Below are 18,225 nucleotides of genomic sequence, written 5' to 3' on the forward strand. Positions count from 1 at the left end.
CATGCAAACGGGCAAGTGGAAGTCACTGAGCTTGGCGCTGGCACTGCTGGCGGCGTGCGCACAGATTGCTGGCGCCCAGGGGCCGGGCGGGCCTGCGACGTCGAGCAGCGGTGGGCCATCGCCGCTGCGCGCAGATCGCACCCTGTTGATGGATGCGGTTCGCCTGGGTCCACGCCTTGTGGCGGTGGGCGAGCGCGGTATGGTTTGGTCTTCCAACGATCGCGGCGCGACCTGGAGCGCGCACCGCACGCCGACCACACGCACGCTCACGGCGCTGGCCTTCAACAAGGGCGGTATTGGACTGGCCGTCGGTCACGGGGGAACTCTGCTGCGCAGCGCCGACGGCGGCGACAACTGGCAACTTATCGACCTGACCAGTTTCGTTGGCCGGGACTCTCTGCTGGGGGTGACCTGGCTTACGGAGTCGCGCGTCGCGGCCTATGGCGCCTTCGGCCTGTATCTGGTGAGCGACGACGAGGGACGGACCTGGAAGCGCAAGCAGGTCATCGAAGCCGAATTCGACCGCCACATCTCCAGGGTGGAGTCGGTGGGCCGCAGGCAACTGTTGGTGGGTGAGTCCTCGGTGCTTGCGCTGTCCGACGATGGGGTGCAGTGGAAGCGCGTGGCTTCGCCGTACCAAGGCTCATGGTTCGGCGCGCTGGCTTCTCCGACGGGGGCCGTACTTCTATACGGCATGCGTGGCCATGTCTACCGATCGGAAGATGGCGGCGTCACGTGGGTGGCCTCGGGCTTCGTGGACGAACGCTCGGTGATGGGTGGCTGCGTTCTGGAAGACGGGCGCATCGTGCTGGTGGGCACGTCGGGCATGGTGCAGGTCAGCGGTGACGACGGGCGCAGCTTTCAGCCCGAAGGAAGCGTGGGCGGCGGCGGCGACCTCGCGCAGGTTTTGGCCTTGGGCGGGAATCGCCTGCTGATGGTGGGCGAACAGGGCGCGCGCGTGGCTTCGCTCGGCGAACGCAGGGTTTCACCGTGATGTCCACGACCCAAGGTAAGTTCGGCAAGACCCACGCCGACTCCGGTGCGCACGCTGGCGCGGTTTCCACCTGGATGCGGACCAGCGCCGAGTTCATCTTCGGCCACCGCTTGGCGCTGCTGCTGGCCTTCGTCGCCCTGACGCTACTGCTGGGCGTGAGCGCTGCGCGGTTGCAGGTCTCGGCTGGATTTTCGAAGATGCTTCCGCTGCAGCATGAGTACATGCGTACCTTCAGCGAGTACGCCGGCACCTTTGGCGGTGCCAACAAGATCGTGCTGTCGCTGAAGACGCGGCGCGGCGACATCTATACCGACGAATTCATCAAGACCCTGCGCGCGCTAACCGAAGAGGTGTTCTTCATCCCGGGCGTGGAACGTGGATCGGTCACGTCGCTCGTTACTCCAAATGTGCGCTACACCGAAGTAGTCGAAGACGGCTTTCGAGGCGGCGTGCTCGTGCCCTCCAGCTACGACGGTTCGCCTGCGGCCCTAGCGCAGGTGCGCGCGGCCACGCTGAAGTCCGACTGGGTGGGCCGCATCGTCGCTGCCGATCAGACAGCGGCGATGGTGGTTGCCGCGCTGCAGGAGCGCGACCCCGAAACCGGCCAGCATCCGGACCTGCAGGCCGTGGGCCGCAAGCTCGAAGACATCCGCCGCCGATACGAACACGGCGACATGCAGGTGCAGATCATCGGCTTCGCCAAGGCTATTGGCGATGTGGCCGACGGCGCTTCGGGCGTGGTCAAGTATTTCGCCCTCGCCTTCGTCATCACCGCGGCACTGCTGTACGCCTATTGCGGTTCGGCCATGCTCAGCGGATACGCATTGGTCTGCGCGCTCATCCCGGTGGTCTGGCTGCTGGGGCTGCTGCCGCTTCTCGGGCTGGCCCTGGACCCGATGTCCATCCTCGTGCCTTTCCTGATCTTCGCGATCGCGGTGTCGCACGCGGTGCAGATGATCAACGCCTGGAAGGCCGAGGCCCTGGCAGGACAGGATGGCGTGAGCGCTTCGCGGCGCAGCTTCGAGCGTCTGTTCGTGCCCGGCGCGGTGGCGCTGCTGGCCAATGCGCTGGGCTTCGTGGTGATCGCATTCGTGCGCATTGAGATGGTCAGGGAACTCACCATCACTGCCACTTTGGGTGTCACGGTCATGGTCCTGACCAACAAGATCCTGCTGCCCATCTTGCTGTCCTTCCAGAGCTTCAGCGAGGCGCAGGTGAGCAAGTTGCAGAGCCGCAGCTCTGCGGGCCAAGGCCTGTGGCCGCGCCTCGGCGCCTTGGCCCAGCGCAAACCGGCCGGCGTGGCCGTCGTCCTGGCGCTGCTCGCGGCCGCGGCCGGCTGGCAGGTGGCCAGTGGCCTGAAGGTTGGTGACTTGGGCACGGGCGTGCCCGAGCTTCGCCCTGATGCCCGCTACAACCGCGACTTCCAAGCCATTGCGCACGACTACGCCATCGGGCTGGACGTGCTGCAGGTCATTGCCGAAGGCCGCCCGGACAGCGAGGCGCCGTGTGTCGAACCCTCGGTGCTCGACCGACTGGAGGAGTTCGAATTCCAGATGCGCCAGACCGATGGCGTGGCTGCTGTGCGCAGCATTGCTGGGCTGGTGAAGAAGGTTCAGCAGACCTACGGCGAGACCTTCGTCAAGTGGCGCATGATCCCCGAAGACAAGGCGCAACTAGGTCAGGGCGCGCGAGTGGCCAATGGGCTGGGCAATGAGTTCGTCAGTTCGGGCTGCAAGGCGATGGTGGTGTCCATCTTCACCAACGACCACGAGGCGGCCACCATCGCCCACATCGTCGAGCGCATCAAGGCGTTCAAGGCGAGCGGCGGCGACACGGACCGAGTGACCTTCCGTCTGGCCGCAGGCAACGTGGGCGTGATGGCGGCTACCAACGAGGTGGTGGCCGCCGCCGACAAGTACGTCAACCTGGCGCTGTTTGCCACCGTCAGCCTACTGTGCTTGGCGATGTTCCGTTCCTGGCGCGTCACGCTGTGCATCATTCTGCCGTTGGCGCTAGTGACGCTGCTGTGCAACGCCGTGATGGTGGCGCTGGGGATCGGCGTCAAGGTCAACACGCTGCCGGTGGTGGCGCTGGGTGTGGGCGTGGGCGTCGACTACGGCATCTACCTGTTCGAGAGCATGGCCCACGCGATGCGCCAGCGCGCCGACATTTCGCTGCGCGACGCCTTTGTCGAGGCCTTGCGGCAGCGTGGCACGGCTTCAGTGTTCACGGCGGTGACGATGACATTGTCGGTGGCCACCTGGGCGCTGTCGGCGCTGAAGTTCCAGGGCGACATGGGGATCCTGTTGGCCTTCATGTTCCTGGTGAACCTATTGGGCGCCATTTTGCTGGTGCCGGCGCTCGCGGCCTGGCTCATCGACCCGGCGACGCGGCAACGGCTGGCGTCGGCGTCCTCTGCATGAATTTTGATCTCGGGAGCATCAATGCCGATTTGCAAACTGGCGCACTTTTCAATCCGCACCGTCGATGTCGAAGCGTCCAAGCGTTTCTATGTCGAAGTACTTGGCTTCATTGAAGGCTATCGTCCTCCGTTCAATTTTCCCGGCGCTTGGTTGTACCGCGGCGGCGACGAGGCCGAGTACGGCATCGTCCACATCATCGGCCAGCAGCCCGGCCACGCCAGTGGCCTGTCGGAGTACCTTGGCGCGCGCGGTGCGCAGGAACTGCGGGGCGGCGCCGCAGTGGATCACTTGGCCTTCTTCGCCACAGACCTGGGGCAGATGCAGCGTCGCTTGCGCGGCCAGGGCGTTCCCTTTCGCGAACGCACGGTGCCTGGCCTGGGTCTGCACCAGGTCTTCTTCGAAGATCCGTCGGGCGTCACCATCGAGCTGAACTTCCCGGCCCAGCAGACCGACGCCAGCGGCAGCCTCGCTGCGCCCGCCTGAGCCTTCCCACTCCCAATGCGCCCGACGCCATGAGCACACCGCTTTCCAAACCCCTGTCGCTTCCCTGCGGCGCCAAGCTGTCCAACCGCCTGTGCAAGTCGGCGATGAGCGAAGGTCTTGCCGACGCCAACCAGCATTCCACGCCGCGCCTAGAACAGCTGTACCGAACCTGGGCCCAATGCGGTGCCGGGCTGCTGCTGTCGGGTAATGTCCAGGTCGACCGGCTGCACCTGGAACGGCCGGGCAACGTCGTCATCCACGACCGCTCCGGCTTGGAGGCCCTGAAGCGCCTGGCGGCAGTCGGCAAGTCGGGCGGCGCGCACTTCTGGCCGCAACTCGCGCACACCGGGCGTCAGGTGATCAAGGAGATCAACCCGTGCCCGATGGCGCCCTCGGTGGTCGAGGTGGATCCGCCGCGCGGGCTGCCCATTTCCTTTGCCCCGCCCCGCGAGATGACCGAGGACGACATCGCCAACGTGATCGAGCAGTTCCGCTTCGCAGCCGGCCAGGTGCGTGAAGCCGGCTTCACGGGCATCGAGTTCCACGCCGCACACGGCTATCTGTTCTCGCAGTTCCTCAGCCCGCGCACCAATCTGCGAAAGGACGCTTGGGGTGGTTCCTTGGTCAACCGGGCCCGATTGCTGCTGGAGACGCTCAAGGCCGTGCGCGTTGTCGTGGGGCCGGACTTCCCCATCGGCATCAAGCTGAATTCGTCCGACTTCCAGAAGGGCGGCTTCACCAATGCAGAGTGCGTGGAACTGGTCGGCCTGCTCAATCACAGTTCGCTCGATCTGCTGGAGTTGTCGGGCGGCTCCCTGGAGCAGCCTAAGCTGGTCGGTGTGACCCTCAAGGACGAGGGCGAGGACGGCCGACGCCCAGGCAACGCCAGCGCCGTGCAGCGCGAGGCCTACTTCCTCGACTTTGCCGCCAAAGTCAAGAAGGTGGCGCGCATGCCGGTCATGGTCACCGGCGGCTTCCGCAGCAAGGCCGGCATGGAGGCGGCGCTGGCTGCGGGCGAGTTGGATGTGGTCGGCATAGGGCGCCCGCTGGTGGCCGACCCCCGCGCCGCCCACAGGCTGCTCAACGGCGAGGCCGAGGTGGCGGCAACGCCCGAGAAGAACATCGACGTCTTCAAGCTCATGCCCTGGCTCAATGTGCAGCTCAACCGCCTGGGTGGTGGCCTGCAGCCCGACCTGGCCATGAGCGGCGACGAAGCCGTGGGTATCTTTATGCAGGCCGAAGGTAGGGTTCTGAGCGACTTGATGTCCGGGCCGGCCGCGACCCGCGAGAGTTCGGCATGACGTCAATCTTGGAGCGAGACGTGACGGCGCTTGAGCAGCGCTACAGCGCCGCCGAGGGCTGGCTCTACATGACCGGCATGCAGGCGCTCGTGCGCCTGCCGCTGCAGCAGCGCTTGCGCGACACGGCCCAAGGTCTGAACACCGGCGGCTACATCTCGGGCTACCGCGGCTCGCCCATGGGGCGCTACGACATGGAGTTGTGGGCGGCGGACAAGGCGCTAAAGGCCGCGAACATCGTGTTCCGCGCAGGCCTCAACGAAGACCTGGCGGCCACTGCCATTTGGGGAGCACAGCACGTGGGCGGATTTCCCGGCGCCAAGGTCGACGGTGTGTTCGGCATCTGGTACGGCAAGGGCCCGGGCGTGGACCGCTCGGGCGACGTGCTGCGCCATGCCAACCTCGCCGGCACCTCGCCCAAGGGTGGCGTGCTCTGCCTGGCCGGTGACGACCACGGCGCCAAGAGTTCCACCGTGGCCAACTTCTCCGATCCCGTCTTCATGGCGGTGGGCATGCCGTTGCTGTACCCATCCAACACCCAGGAACTGCTGGACTATGGGCTACACGGCATCGCGATGAGCCGCTTTTCCGGCTGTTGGGTGGGCATGAAGGTGGTGACAGACGTCGTCGAAGGCGGTGGCTCGGTCTACGTGGGCCCCGACGCGCCGAGCGTCGTCCTGCCCGAGGCGCCCAGCACGCCGCGGGACCCATTTGGTCGCGGGTACCACATCCGTGGCTTCGACATGCCGCTGCCGCAGGAAGACCGGCTCTACAACCACAAACTCGCCGCGGCCCTGGCCTATGCGCGGGCGAACGGGCTGAACCGCATCGTCGCCAGCCCCGAAGGCGCCCGCGTCGGCGTGATCGCGGCGGGCAAGGCCTGGCAGGACGTGCTGCAGGCGCTGGGGCAGCGCGCGCCGTCCGCGATTGAGCACTCGGGGTTGCGGCTGCTGAAGATCGGCCTGGTGTGGCCGCTGGACCCGGAGATCGTCCGCGATTTCGCGCGGGGCCTGGACACCATTGTCGTCGTCGAAGAGAAGCGCCCCGTGCTGGAGGACCAGGTACGCGCCGCTCTCTACGGGCAGGCCAACGCGCCGCGCCTGGTGGGAAAGCACTTCGGTGGCGCCGTGTTCGACGCCGGCTTCACCGAGGTCGCCTTCCCGAACAACGGCGAAATCTCGCCGGGTGCGGTGGCCAAGGTGTTGGCACGTGTTCCGGGCGGCGTGTCGGGAGTGGCGCCGCATGTACCGACCTGCATCGGAGAGGCTGGCGATGCTGCCGTCCCGAAGGTCCCGGGGCCGACACGCCTGCCGAGCTTCTGCTCGGGCTGTCCCCACAACCGCTCCACCCGAGTACCCGAGGGCAGCCGGGCCCTGGCCGGCATCGGCTGCCACACGATGGCGATGTTGGTGAACCCCAGGCAGACCACCACCGTTTCGCACATGGGCGCCGAAGGCGTGATGTGGCTGGGGCAGCAGCCCTTCACCGCCGAACGCCACGTGTTCGCCAACATTGGCGACGGCACATTCGCGCACTCGGGATTCCTTGCCGTGCGCCAGGCCATCGCCGCCAAGGTGCCCATCACCTACAAGCTGCTCTACAACGGCTTCGTTTCGATGACCGGTGGGCAGCCGGTCGAGGGCGAACTGAGCCCGCAGCAGATCCTGGCCGGCCTGGCGGCCGAGGGTGTGGGCAAGATGGCCGTCGTCACCGACGAGCCCGCGCGATACGACGGCGTTGCGCTGCCGCCGGGAGTGCCGGTTCATCACCGTCGGCACATGGACGTCGTGCAGCGCGAGTTCCGCGAGTACCCGGGCGTATCGGTCATCCTCTACGACCAGCCCTGCGCCACGGAGCGCCGCCGCATGCGCAAGCGCGGCAAGTGGCCGGACCCGGACCGGCGCCTGTTCATCAACCCGGCCGTATGCGAGGGCTGCGGAGACTGCGGCACGGCCTCCAACTGCATGTCGGTCGAGCCGCTGGAAACCGAGTTTGGCCGCAAGCGCCGCATCAACCAGGCGAGTTGCAACAAGGACTTCTCCTGCGTCGAGGGCTTCTGCCCCAGTTTCGTCACGGTGCAGGGCGCCAAGCCGCGGCGTGCCGCCATCGCACCACAGGCGGCTGCGCGTGCGGCGTGGGACGCGCCGCTGCCCGAGCCGCGCATCGAGATGCCGCAGCGCGCCTACAGCGTGCTCATCGGTGGCATCGGCGGCACCGGCGTGGTCACCATCGGCCAGACCGTGGCCATGGCCGCCCACCTGCAAGGGGCGCACAGCTCCAATCTCGATGTGACCGGCCTGGCGCAGAAGTACGGTGCGGTGAACTCCCACGTCCGCTTCGCGCCCGACCCCGCGCTGCTGCATGCCACGCGCATCGGCGACGGCGAAGCCGACCTGCTGATCGGCTGCGATCTCATCGTCGCCGCGTCGGACGAGTCGCTGTCCAAGCTGTCTGCCGCTCGGAGCCACGCGGTCGTCTGCACCGACGTCGTGCCGACGGCCGAGTTCGCGCGCAATCCGGACTGGCAGATCGACGCCGATGCGCTCCAGAGCCGGTTGACTGGGGTGCTAGGCGACCGCGCGCTGCTGCTGGACGCGCAGCGGCTGGCCACGGCGCTCGTCGGCGAGCCCATCGCGGTGAACATGTTCATGCTGGGCGTGGCCTGGCAGCGCGGGCTGCTGCCGCTGCGCAGGAACGCCATCGAGCGCGCCATCGAGTTGAACGACGTTGCCGTGCAGATGAACCTGGCGGCCTTCACCTGGGGCCGCCGAGCGGCGCACGACGCCCAGGCCGTGCAGCAGTTCATCCAGGGCATGCAGCCGGTCGTGGCGCAGGTAGTGTCCATCGTGCCGCGCCTGACACGCACAGTGGATCAACTGGTGAGCCAGCGCTCGGAGCATCTTCTGGCGCACACCGGCGAGGCGCTGGCGACGCGCTATCGCGTCCTGGTCAATCGGGTGCGGCAGACTGAGGCCGTACTTGGCCTGGGCGATGGCCTCACGCGGGCAGTCGCGCACAACTACCACCGCTTGCTCGCCGTGAAGGATGAGTGGGAAGTGGCGCGCCTGTACGCCGCTCCCGAATTTCGCGCCGCGCTCGATCAGGAATTCGAAGGCTCGCTGCGGCTGCGCTTTCACATCGGAGCCTGGCCCTTTGCGCGGCACGACAAGCGCAGCGGCATGGTCGTCAAGGCCGAGGTTGGCCCTTGGGTGATGACGGCGTTCACGTGGATGGCGCGGTTGCGCGGTCTGCGGGGCAGTTGGCTCGATCCCTTCCGCTTCAGCACGGAGCGCGTGCTGGAGCGTCGACTGCTGGTGCAGTACGAGCAAGATCTCGAAGTCTGGCTCGCGGGGCTCAACCCCCGGACTCAAGAACTCGTCGTCAAGCTGGCCTCGCTGCCGCAGCGCATTCGCGGCTACGGGCACGTCAAAGAGACGCAGGCGGCCGCCGCGGACACGCAGCGCGAACAGTGGATGAAGGAACTCGCTGCAACACGTACCGCCGCAGTGCAGGCCGCATGACCCGCAACTGCGCCCTCGGAAAGCCAGCCAAAGATCGAATTGAATCATGGAACTGATCGACGAACTGCGGTCCATCGTGGGCCACAACGGGGTCCTCGACGCGGCGACGCTCTCCGAGCGGTCCGCAGGATTCATGCGGACCGACAAGCTGCAGGCCATGCTGCTCGTCCGACCGGCGAACACCGAGGAAGTGTCGCGCGTCATGCGCAGTTGCCATCGCCGCGGCATTCCCGTGGTCGCCCAAGGTGGGCTCACCGGGCTCGTTCACGGCGCCGACGCGGGGCCGGGCGAGGTGATCCTTTCGCTTGAGCGAATGCGCGGCATCGGGCAGATCGACAGCGTGCAGCGCACGGCGGTCGTGCAGGCAGGCGTCACGCTGCAGGCGCTGCAGGAGGCCGTCGAAGCGCAAGACCTGGCGTTTCCGCTCGACCTTGGAGCGCGCGGCTCTGCGACGCTGGGCGGGATTGCGGCCACCAACGCAGGAGGCAACCGTGTACTTCGCTACGGGATGGCACGCGAAATGATCCTTGGCCTGGAGGTTGTTCTGGCCGATGGCACCGTCGTCAGCGCCATGAACCATCTGCTCAAGAACAACACGGGCTACGACCTCAAGCACTGGTTCATCGGCTCCGAAGGTACGTTGGGCGTGATCACGAGGCTTGTGCTGCGTCTGCGCGAGCGGCCGAAGTCCCAGGATGTCGCGCTGGTCGGTGCCCCCAGCTTCGAGGCCGTCACCCAGTTGCTGAAGCACATGGACGCCAGCCTGGGCGGCAAACTATCGGCCTTCGAGGTCATGTGGCCGGACTTCTATCACCTCGTGACCACGCCACCAGCCAAGGGTCTGCCTCCCCTAAGTAGTGAGCACGCCTTCTACGTGCTGATCGAAAGCCAAGGTGCCGACGCAGTGGTCGACACGGCCTGCTTCGCCGACGCACTGGGAGCGGCGATGGATCGCCAGTGGGTCGCGGACGCCGTGATCGCCCAGTCACAAGCCGAGCGCCACGCCTTGTGGGCACTGCGCGACGATGTCGGCCAGGTCATGAATGGCGGCGCCCCGGTAGTGTTCGACATCTCGCTGCCCCTCAGCCGGATGCAGTCCTATACACAGCAGTTGGGCCAGTCGCTGCGCTGCGGCATCGGCGAGCACAAGCTGTGGCTCTTCGGGCACCTGGGAGATGGCAACCTGCACGTCATTGTCCAAGTCAAGCCGCAGGACTACATGCGGCTGCGCCCACGCGTTGAGACCCTCGTGTACCAGCCCTTGGCGGAGATCGGCGGCTCAGTCTCGGCCGAGCATGGCATTGGGCTGGAGAAGAGACCCTGGCTGAGCGTCAGCCGCAGCCATACCGAAATCGAGCTGATGCGCCGACTTCGCGCGGCACTCGACCCGTGCGGGATGCTCAATGCAGGCAAACTCATGGGCCGAGAGCCGGCGGCGAGTTGACAGTAGGCCGGCCCCGACTGCACGCACCCGCCAACTACGGTCCTCACCGGTGCCGGCAGGTACCGGTGCGACGCTGCCGACTCGTCGGCGATCCTACCGTCTTGGTCGCAGAGTTGACTGCCGAGGCCTTTTTCAGGCCCAACGTGGCCGTCTGACCGCGATACCTTGGCGCCGTCGAATGCCGCACTGGTGCGCGAGGTGGTCAAGATGTGCCACGACCATGGGCGGGTAGTCGCGGCCCGCACAGGCCCGCGAGTTGTTGGGCCTCGCGGCCAGCGCCTAGCGGAGCCGCGCGCGGCCGCCGGACGTCATGCAGAGATCATGGCCACGACATCAAAGCCGAGACGGTGCATGCACTCGCGCAAGATCACGAGTGCCGCAACGACATTCCGCCCTGCGGGCAGCGCCGCCGTCGGAACAGGCATACCGAGCGAGCGGGACGCCAGCCGCTGAAACAGCGCTTCGACGGCGTCGCGGGTCAGCCGCATGCCAGGGGTTTCGAGGCCAGGCAAGGCCTGCAACAAGGCGTCGGCAGTCAGAAGATTGCCGCGGCCGGACCGCGCGAGGGGCGAGTCCGTCAAGGCGTCCTCTATGACATCGATCGCGCGTTCGAGTTCGGCCGGCGTCGGCGGCGCATGACGCAGCACATCGTCGACTAGGCTGCGCGGCCAGACGGGCAACGTGATCGTCATTGCGGCGGGCTGACCGTGAGTTGAAGGTCGAAGGGGATTGCCGAACGCACATTAGCGGGACAGTTCTTGCGCCAGTGCTTCAGCGATGGCTTTGGCGTCAGTGTCGCCGGTTGACACGACGGCGCGCCACTCACGGCTCAACTCCGCTGCTTCGGCCGTGCCGCACACCCACGCAGCGGCGCTGGGTTCCAAGCCCTCATGCTCCAAGATCAAGATGGCGGCGTCCAGCGTGTCGATACCAAGCTGAGGAACAAGCACGACGACGATCTCCACGCGGGTCTTCCATTGTTCGACCAGCGCCCCTAGCAACTGCATGTCCGAGCCGTAGACAAAGCATCGATCAGGCGGTCCCGAGAAGTCGGAAAGGTGCTCTAGCACTTGATCGACCACCGGCTCCGCCAATCCGAAAAACACGGGAGTTCGCAAGAGCTTGGTCATCACCAAACCTACCGGTGGATCACTATTGAAACAGGAGCTTGACAAGGTCCGGAAGCTGCTCGCCAACAAGCATCCCAAAAAGGCCGACCAGCGCGATCACCGGAGGGGCGGGCGAGCGAATGCTGAAGAGAGCGTAGATCACGCCGACCAGGACACCGATAGCCAGAGAAGCAAGATAGGGTTTCATCGAAAGTTCGGTGGATCAAGGGGCGCTCGTGCGCCAGATTGGGGATGCACTGCCGCCGGGTAGCTCTCGGCCCGAGGCGGCTGCGCCGCTGGGCGGCGTCAGGTGCTTAGCACGAACTTGAAACGCACCTGAATTTCGTTCGCGATGACGGACGTGTCCTTCCACTCGCCGTCGCCAACTTTGTAGTCAAGGCGCTTGATCACAAACGCGCCGGTAGCCATGGTGTTCCTTCCCGAGGGCGACAGTCTCACGGGAATTGTCATGTCCCGGCTTGCCCCCTTTATCGTCAGACGTCCCGCAACCTCCAGTTGGTCTGGTGCGATAACTTTGACGGCACTGCTGACGAATGTCGCTTGCGGAAACGCCCTCACCGCGAGCCAATCGCGCTTCGTGGCCTCTTCGTCGAATTCCGACACGCCGAGCGACACGCTGCCCAAATCGATCGTCATCGAGACGCGCGTAGCGGCTAGTGCGCTGGGATCGTAGTCGACTCGGGCATCGAAGCTGCGAAAGCGTCCTTGCAGTGGGGCCCCCATCTGCTGAAGCGTGAAGAGAATTTCACCTTGTTCGCGTAACAGCTTTGACTCTGCGTGCACCAAGGCGTTGCCAATCCAGCAGGCACCAAAGACCAGCAATTGAAATAGTCGGCGATTCATGGGCAGAGGGAAGATAGGTTAGCGGCCCGGCCATACGCGAAACAGCAAACCGTCGCGGTCAACAAAGTGGTGCTTGAGTGCTGCCGCCATGTGCAGAGACGCCAGGACAGTCAGCATCACAGCAGATTGGGCGTGCAGCGACTTGAACGACTGCGCGAGTACCGCATCGGCAGGAACCAGATCAGGTATCGGTATCCACCCGAACCACACAATCGGCACGCCAGCAGCTGAGGAGTAGAACCAACCGGACAGCGGCACCACCAGCGAAAGCGCATACAACGCAACGTGTGTTACTCGTGCCGCACGGCGCTGCCAGATCCGCATCCCGGCAGCCGGCAGTGCTGTTTGGGTCAGCCGCCACACGAGGCGAATGACAGACGCCACGAGCACCATCGCGCCGACCCACTTGTGCCAGTTGTACAGCTTGACTCTCTTGATCGACAGTGGCAGGTCAACCATCAGGAAACCCGTCACCAGCAGCCCCACGATGGCGAGTGCCAGCAGCCAGTGCAACACAATCGTCGTCGTGTCGTAGCGCGTCCGGCCCCCAACGCCCTCTTGCGTGGCGCTCTGAGAGGCGACGTCATCGAAGCGCGCCCTCGCTTGTTCGGCGTTGGAGGAAGCGTCCACGCCCTACTCCTTGACCGCCTCCAGCGAAATGGTGACCGTCACATCGTCGCCGACGTTTGGAGCATAGCGCCCCAGACCGAAGGCGGTGCGGGACATGATTGCCGTTGCCGTTCCGCCGATGCTCTCTCTGTTTTGCAGGAACCCGTGGGGTCCATGCTTAAACGAAGTGACGATGAAATTGACGCTCTGCGTGGCGCCGTGCATCGTCAAATCGCCCTGGATTGAAACAGGGCGATCGCCCTCGAACGTCACCAACGTCGATTTGAAGGTCGCCGTCGGATATTTCTCGACGTCGAAGAAGTCCGGGCCTCGCAGATGTTTGTTCAATGGCTCGATGCCACTGTCAATCGATGAGGCATCGATACTGAATTCCACAGTACCGGTCTTGGCCTCCCAGTCAATGGAGAATTTTCCAGACACCTTGTTGAAGCGTGCCATTTGGGTTGAGAAGCCAAAATGGTTGTACGTGAAGCGAGGAACCGAATGCTGCGGGTCGACGATGTATCCCTTTGGCGCGGCAACGGATGCAACAGGGAGCGCGATCGCAAGCACCGCTGCGGCGAAGTGTTTTTTCATAAGTTCCTTCAGTTATTTGTCGTCAAACAGGTGATGTCTATGGTCTCAACTAGAGCGTATATTTGTACATGAGATACGGTGCACCGGACGAATAGCTATTGTCCCCAAAGCCATTGGAGAGTGAGTTCTTGTGCCTGAAGTACTCGTAACGAACTCCCAGCTGATGATCGGAGCTACCACCAATCTGCCAGAGGAGTTCGGTTCTGACGAACTTCTCGATGCCGTGTTTTCCAACCTCGCCGTTGCCGGTGCTGTTGACAATGGCGAAAAAGTTGAAATTGAATCGCTGGCTGCTGATGTCGATAGGTTTTGAAATCAGCAGTGTTCGCCACATCCAGCGGCGCTTGTCCAATCGATAGTTCTGGCCAGTGTTGGTTGCGAACGTCTGTGGCTCTACGTTCCAACTACTGTCATGCGTGAGCACGCCCGATTCGAACCAATCGAACCCGGGTACCGCAAAGTTCAGCGACACCCCCGCACCCCACGTTTTGTACCGGTAGTAACTCGCTTGGCGACCCATCGCAATCAATGACACGTCAGAGATCGGTCCGAAGGTGAAACTCGTCCCCGTCACCTTGGTAAGGCTCAGGCTGGGCGTCACGATGGCGAAAAGATCGTAGGCTTGGCCCCCGTCATTGATAACCGGTATGGCGCCCACATGGCGGCCGTTGTAGCTCTCAAGATCGAAATACAGATAGCCCCAGCGATTGACACCGAAGTGCTCGAACTGGAGTGTTTGCAGGCTTTCCGACTCGCTCCCGACACCAGTGACTGCATTCAGCTTGGCAGACTTCGTTGTGGCAAATGTCAATGACGTCAGCTGAAACGTTTCCTCGGCATGAGTCAATGAACTACCACAGATCCCCAGCATCGCCACCGATGAGGCAATTGAAAGTTTCTTTGTTTTCAAGATTTGTTCCAAGACAATGTTGAGTTGGTAGCGCCTCGATACATGGTCAACCGCCTTCCGGCCCAGCGCCGAGGACTTTTCAATCGACGGTTTGGTGCATGGCGCTCGCGAAAGCGGTCATCCTATCCAGCGCCTCTGCTTCTATCCAATGATCAATTCAGAAGGACATATCGATCCGGTCGAACGCTTATCCGGGTTTCTTCGGGTGAATCGTTAAGCGCGCGGGTGAAGCTAAGCGTCAGGCCGCCGGCTTCCAGCGGTGCGGCAGCCGCTCGAGCACATCTTTTAGGTAGGCCCGTGGGTCGGGCCCGCGCGTACAGCTTGGCCGCTGGCGCGGCCTCGAGGCAGGGCAGGGCCGCAGTCTCTGGTCGACTTGACCGCCGAGTGTCAGAACGGCACGACGGCCTTAAGCCAGAGCGCGGAGCCTTCAGCTCGATTGCGCACGTTCGAGTCTTTGTGATACTTGAGCGTTGCGAACCAGCCCTTGCCGCTGTCGTATCGCACCGACGGGCCGATCGCGAAGGCGCGGCCCTTGGCATTGCTGACTGTGGCGCCGGCCTGCCTGTCGTCGGTGGTCTGCTCGTAGACATAGCCGCCAGCGCCCACCACCCAGCCATTGCCCAAGCCCCAGCCGAGGGCATAGTCGACGATCAATTCCTGGCCGGAGCGGTAGTCGGTGTCCTTGTTCTTCGCATTAACCGTGTACATCACCTTGGCGTCAGCGTTGATGCCGTTGGGGTCGATGTACGAGACGCCGACCAGCGGCTGCACGGCCCAGTAGTTGCGGCCGATGTTGGCGAGCCGGCCGGCCTCGTAGCCGCCGGTCGGCGCATAGACGTCGAGGGCGATCAAGGTGTGCAGCGCGGCGCTGTGGTGCCAGGCGAGCGCCGCGCCGAGTGTGAGGTCGCCGATGCCCGAGCGGCTGTCGCTCTGTCCCGCGGCATCGACCTTCAGATCGACCACTGGCAGGATCGCGTGCACCGCCAGCGACCCGCCAGCCACGGTTTGCGGGGTGACGTAGATGAGCCGCGGCGCGAACACGTTGGCGCGCACCTTGAAACCTGGAACGGGAATGCGGTCGCCGTTGCTATCGCGCAGCGTGTCCGACCTGAAGTGCTCGGCATACGCAATGCCGTACCAGCCAGGAGGTGGCACCGCGCAGCAGGTGTAGTTCTCGACGCCGGCGGGATAGACCGAGCCGCCCCCCTCGGTGGCATGCGACACCGTGGCGACGGCAAAGGCCGCGCAGAACAGGGTGGCGGAGAGAAGTTCTTTGAATTTCATAAAGTCCTCGAACGTTTTGGATTGATGCGCCGGTGCGGTCTTCCGCGCTGTCATCGAGACTACCGAGCCATGTCATCTCGATCCAATGAGAAATTGCGCCGTGCATATCGATGCGGTCGAACATTCGTCGGGGTTTATATCGACCCGCATTTGGGCCTGTTCGCACTACTCCGGCCGAAAGGATTCCTCGACAGCCAGCCGAAGCGCCTTGGAGAACGCGACGGCTGCTGCACAGCGGTAAGTCGAGCGTTTCCACACCAGGCCCACCGATCTCTGCGGCAGCGGATCGGTCATGCGAATCAGCGTGAGCCTGTCGCTGGGCGGGGTGGTCCTGCGTGATAGGAATGCCGCGGTGATGCCGTTCTCCGCGATGTGCTGGAGCGCATGGACGGAGTCGATCTCCATCACCACCCGCGGTTCGATCCCCGCGCGCTGGAAGCTGCTGTCGAGAATCCGTCGCGTGACGCTGCTGCGGCTCGTCAGGGCCAGCGGGAGGTCCTTCAACTCGGTGAACCTGAGCGAGTCCCTGCCTGCGAGCGGATGCGTCCACGACACCGCCAACGCGAGGTCATCGTCGAACAAGTGCTCGCCCAGCACCGCCTCGTCGCTCGTCGGGTGGAATGCGACGCCCAGGTGCAAGGCGCCGGACGCCACCTGGGCCTCGATGTCCATGGCTGGCAGATGGCTGATGCGCAATTGCACTGCCGGATGGGCATTGACGAAGGCATCGGCCACATGCGGGATGAGTCGATTGACTAGCGAATGGGTGACGCCGACCTGCAGGTCGCCCGTGGCAACGTTCCTGATCTGTGCCATGGCGCGCTGGCCTTCCTGCACCTTCTCGATCGCCCCGCGCGCATGGCGCAGCAGCTCGGTGCCTGCATCCGACATGCGCAGGCTTCTGCCGATGCGCTCGAACAGCTTGACGCCCAGTTCGCCTTCGAGCTGGGCCAGTTGATGCGACAGCGTCGACTGCGTGACGAACACCCGCTCGGCAGCGCGCGAGAGCGTGCCCGCGTCGGCAATCGCGACGAAGTACCGAAGGTGTCGAAGTTCCATGGCTCCGCGGCGCTGCGGCGCGGGTCAGGCTGCGGCGCCGCCCGAAACCTTGAAAACTGCAACGGCGCTGGCCACCGAGCGGCTTTGCTGGTGAAGCGAGTTCGCCGCCGCAGCGGACTGCTCGACGAGGGCGGCGTTCTGCTGCGTCATGTCATCGAGCTTGCGCACCGACGCGAGCGTCTGTTCCAGTTCTTTTCGCTGGTGCTCAGATGCATCGGCAATCTCGTGCGTGAGCGCAGACACCTTGTCCACGCTCGCGAGAATCTGCGCCATCGAATGTCCCGCTTCCTTCACGAGGCTGTCGCCAGATTCGACGTTCGACGTCGATTCCGCGATCAACTGCTTGATCTCGCTGGCCGCCACGGCGGCCTTCTGCGCCAGGCTTCTGACATCGCCGGCCACCACGGCGAAGCCTCTCCCGGCCTCGCCCGCGCGCGCGGCCTCGACGGCCGCATTGAGCGCGAGGATGTTGGTCTGGAAGGCGATGGCATCGATCAAGGCCACCGTTTCGCCGACCCGGATGGAACTCGCCCGGATCGCTTTCATCCGCGTGATCAGCTGCGCCATGACGGCTTCGCCGCCCTTCGTCACGTCCACGGTCGTGCTGACGACGCGGCCCGCGTCACGCGCCATCTCGGCGTTGTGCGCGACCGCCTCGGCCACGCCTTGCATGCTCGAACTCACGCGCTGAAGTGTCGCCGCCTGCAACTCGGTGCGCGTGGACAGGTCGGAGTTTCCGGTGGCGATCTCGCTGGCCGCGCTGGCGATGCTTTCGGTGCCTTGCCGCACGCTCGAGACGATTCCATCGAGGTTCGTGGTCATCCGGTGCAGCGCAGTGAACAACTGGCCGAACTCGTCGCCGCGTTCCAGGTCGAGCGGGCGACGGGTTAGGTCGCCCGACGAGACACGCTCGGCGACCTCGACGCTGTCCTTGATCGGCCGCGTGATGCTGCGGGTGGTGCCACCGGCGAGCAGGACGCCGATCGCGATGGCGCCGCCGGTGAGCGCGAAGACCACCAGCGTGGCGCGCTGGCCGGCGACTCTCGCTTCGTCATACGCACGCCTGCTTTGTGCACGCTGGAAGTCGACGATCTTGACCAGCGTCGCAATCCATGCGGCCTGGTCGCTGTTTACCTTCTCGACGATTGGCTTGGATGCCACGGCGTTGTTGCTCGTCGTCGCGAAGAGGCGGGCCGCGTTCGCAATGGTCGGCCGCGCCGCCTTCTCGACCGTGATCAACTCGTCGAGCAGCGCCGCTTCCTGCGTCAACTGGGACCGTGCCTTCAGCGCCTCGAAACCGATCCCGTAGTCCTTGCTTCTGTCCTTCAGCGCGGACTCTTGCTGTGCCACGTCGGCCACCTGGTCCAGCAGCCCCATGTTGCGGATGGCGATGCCGATGGAGAGCACGTCCGCCTGCATCCGGTAGGCGAGTGACAGCTTCTCGTTGTTGCGGTTGACGACCGTGTCGAGATTGCCGCTGGCCTCATGCAGCGCCCAGACACCCGAGCCGGCGATGGCCACCATGAAGGCCAGCAATGCGGCGAACGCGATGGACAGGCGTTTGCCCACCGTCAAGGATTTCAATGGCATGGGTGGCTCCGGCAGAAAGGCAGAATCCGCCGGACGGCGC

At 64.6% G+C, this 18,225-nt stretch carries 15 protein-coding genes and 1 pseudogene; 6 read left to right on the forward strand and 10 right to left on the reverse strand.

The window, feature by feature from the left end; all coding sequences use genetic code 11:
- Nucleotide 1: 1 nt before the first annotated feature.
- From ACQY9S_RS01025 to ACQY9S_RS01050, 6 genes are read left to right on the forward strand one after another with little or no spacing between them, the layout of a single operon-like run.
- Nucleotides 2-994, forward strand: a complete 993-nt coding sequence (locus ACQY9S_RS01025) for a WD40/YVTN/BNR-like repeat-containing protein (protein ID WP_428422717.1) — start codon at nt 2-4, stop codon at nt 992-994.
- Entirely contained in the window at nt 994-3,417 is a 2,424-nt protein-coding gene (locus tag ACQY9S_RS01030; protein ID WP_428425543.1) for an efflux RND transporter permease subunit, read from the forward strand. The genes ACQY9S_RS01025 and ACQY9S_RS01030 overlap by 1 nt, the downstream gene beginning before the upstream one ends.
- Before the next feature lie 21 nt (nt 3,418-3,438).
- Nucleotides 3,439-3,900: a VOC family protein gene (locus ACQY9S_RS01035; RefSeq protein ID WP_428422718.1), complete on the forward strand. Its 462-nt coding sequence runs from the start codon at nt 3,439-3,441 to the stop codon at nt 3,898-3,900.
- Between the two features lie 29 nt (nt 3,901-3,929).
- A complete protein-coding gene (locus ACQY9S_RS01040) occupies nt 3,930-5,201 on the forward strand; it encodes an NADH:flavin oxidoreductase/NADH oxidase family protein (RefSeq protein ID WP_428422719.1) in 1,272 nt (423 codons plus the stop codon).
- Nucleotides 5,198-8,719 (forward strand): indolepyruvate ferredoxin oxidoreductase family protein, encoded by a 3,522-nt coding sequence (locus ACQY9S_RS01045; protein ID WP_428422720.1) that lies wholly within the window; start codon nt 5,198-5,200, stop codon nt 8,717-8,719. The genes ACQY9S_RS01040 and ACQY9S_RS01045 overlap by 4 nt, the downstream gene beginning before the upstream one ends.
- A gap of 46 nt (nt 8,720-8,765) precedes the next feature.
- Nucleotides 8,766-10,163 (forward strand): FAD-binding oxidoreductase, encoded by a 1,398-nt coding sequence (locus ACQY9S_RS01050; protein WP_428422721.1) that lies wholly within the window; start codon nt 8,766-8,768, stop codon nt 10,161-10,163.
- Between the two features lie 308 nt (nt 10,164-10,471).
- Here ACQY9S_RS01050 and ACQY9S_RS01055 read toward each other — a convergent pair whose 3' ends face one another.
- From ACQY9S_RS01055 to ACQY9S_RS01100, 10 genes and pseudogenes are all read right to left on the reverse strand, one after another.
- The gene (locus ACQY9S_RS01055) at nt 10,472-10,855 is read right to left on the reverse strand and encodes a hypothetical protein (protein WP_428422722.1); all 384 of its coding nucleotides are present in this window, start codon (nt 10,853-10,855) and stop codon (nt 10,472-10,474) included.
- 51 nt (nt 10,856-10,906) lie between these two features.
- Nucleotides 10,907-11,293: a hypothetical protein gene (locus tag ACQY9S_RS01060; protein WP_428422723.1), complete on the reverse strand. Its 387-nt coding sequence runs from the start codon at nt 11,291-11,293 to the stop codon at nt 10,907-10,909.
- Nucleotides 11,294-11,324: 31 nt separating this feature from the next.
- A pseudogene (locus tag ACQY9S_RS01065) lies at nt 11,325-11,480 on the reverse strand (DUF1427 family protein); the annotation flags it as partial.
- A gap of 98 nt (nt 11,481-11,578) precedes the next feature.
- Nucleotides 11,579-12,136 carry a YceI family protein gene (locus ACQY9S_RS01070; protein ID WP_428422724.1) on the reverse strand — a complete coding sequence of 186 codons (558 nt, stop codon included), beginning with the start codon at nt 12,134-12,136 and terminating at the stop codon, nt 11,579-11,581.
- Between the two features lie 18 nt (nt 12,137-12,154).
- A complete protein-coding gene (locus tag ACQY9S_RS01075) occupies nt 12,155-12,766 on the reverse strand; it encodes a cytochrome b (protein ID WP_428422725.1) in 612 nt (203 codons plus the stop codon).
- Between the two features lie 3 nt (nt 12,767-12,769).
- Nucleotides 12,770-13,342, reverse strand: coding sequence for a YceI family protein (locus ACQY9S_RS01080; protein ID WP_428422726.1), 573 nt, complete (start codon nt 13,340-13,342; stop codon nt 12,770-12,772).
- 49 nt (nt 13,343-13,391) lie between these two features.
- Nucleotides 13,392-14,252, reverse strand: a complete 861-nt coding sequence (locus ACQY9S_RS01085) for a hypothetical protein (RefSeq protein WP_428422727.1) — start codon at nt 14,250-14,252, stop codon at nt 13,392-13,394.
- Between the two features lie 387 nt (nt 14,253-14,639).
- Nucleotides 14,640-15,536: a SphA family protein gene (locus ACQY9S_RS01090; RefSeq protein WP_428422728.1), complete on the reverse strand. Its 897-nt coding sequence runs from the start codon at nt 15,534-15,536 to the stop codon at nt 14,640-14,642.
- Between the two features lie 165 nt (nt 15,537-15,701).
- On the reverse strand, nt 15,702-16,595 hold the full coding sequence (locus ACQY9S_RS01095) for a LysR substrate-binding domain-containing protein (protein ID WP_428422729.1): 894 nt from the start codon (nt 16,593-16,595) through the stop codon (nt 15,702-15,704).
- 24 nt (nt 16,596-16,619) lie between these two features.
- A complete protein-coding gene (locus ACQY9S_RS01100; protein WP_428422730.1) occupies nt 16,620-18,185 on the reverse strand; it encodes a methyl-accepting chemotaxis protein in 1,566 nt (521 codons plus the stop codon).
- Between the last annotated feature and the right edge of the window lie 40 nt (nt 18,186-18,225).

The sequence above is a fragment of the Methylibium sp. genome (genome assembly GCF_965279545.1).
Taxonomy (GTDB): Bacteria; Pseudomonadota; Gammaproteobacteria; order Burkholderiales; family Burkholderiaceae_C; genus Methylibium.

Bases quoted from the DNA above. Each gene is read 5' to 3' on its own strand.
- ACQY9S_RS01095 (WP_428422729.1), bottom strand. From the start codon at position 16,595: ATGGAACTTCGACACCTTCGGTACTTCGTCGCGATTGCCGACGCGGGC.
- ACQY9S_RS01080 (WP_428422726.1), bottom strand. From the start codon at position 13,342: ATGAAAAAACACTTCGCCGCAGCGGTGCTTGCGATCGCGCTCCCTGTT.
- ACQY9S_RS01070 (WP_428422724.1), bottom strand. From the start codon at position 12,136: ATGAATCGCCGACTATTTCAATTGCTGGTCTTTGGTGCCTGCTGGATT.
- ACQY9S_RS01090 (WP_428422728.1), bottom strand. From the start codon at position 15,536: ATGAAATTCAAAGAACTTCTCTCCGCCACCCTGTTCTGCGCGGCCTTT.
- ACQY9S_RS01040 (WP_428422719.1), top strand. From the start codon at position 3,930: ATGAGCACACCGCTTTCCAAACCCCTGTCGCTTCCCTGCGGCGCCAAG.
- ACQY9S_RS01050 (WP_428422721.1), top strand. From the start codon at position 8,766: ATGGAACTGATCGACGAACTGCGGTCCATCGTGGGCCACAACGGGGTC.
- ACQY9S_RS01100 (WP_428422730.1), bottom strand. From the start codon at position 18,185: ATGCCATTGAAATCCTTGACGGTGGGCAAACGCCTGTCCATCGCGTTC.
- ACQY9S_RS01060 (WP_428422723.1), bottom strand. From the start codon at position 11,293: ATGACCAAGCTCTTGCGAACTCCCGTGTTTTTCGGATTGGCGGAGCCG.
- ACQY9S_RS01030 (WP_428425543.1), top strand. From the start codon at position 994: ATGTCCACGACCCAAGGTAAGTTCGGCAAGACCCACGCCGACTCCGGT.
- ACQY9S_RS01045 (WP_428422720.1), top strand. From the start codon at position 5,198: ATGACGTCAATCTTGGAGCGAGACGTGACGGCGCTTGAGCAGCGCTAC.
- ACQY9S_RS01035 (WP_428422718.1), top strand. From the start codon at position 3,439: ATGCCGATTTGCAAACTGGCGCACTTTTCAATCCGCACCGTCGATGTC.
- ACQY9S_RS01025 (WP_428422717.1), top strand. From the start codon at position 2: ATGCAAACGGGCAAGTGGAAGTCACTGAGCTTGGCGCTGGCACTGCTG.
- ACQY9S_RS01055 (WP_428422722.1), bottom strand. From the start codon at position 10,855: ATGACGATCACGTTGCCCGTCTGGCCGCGCAGCCTAGTCGACGATGTG.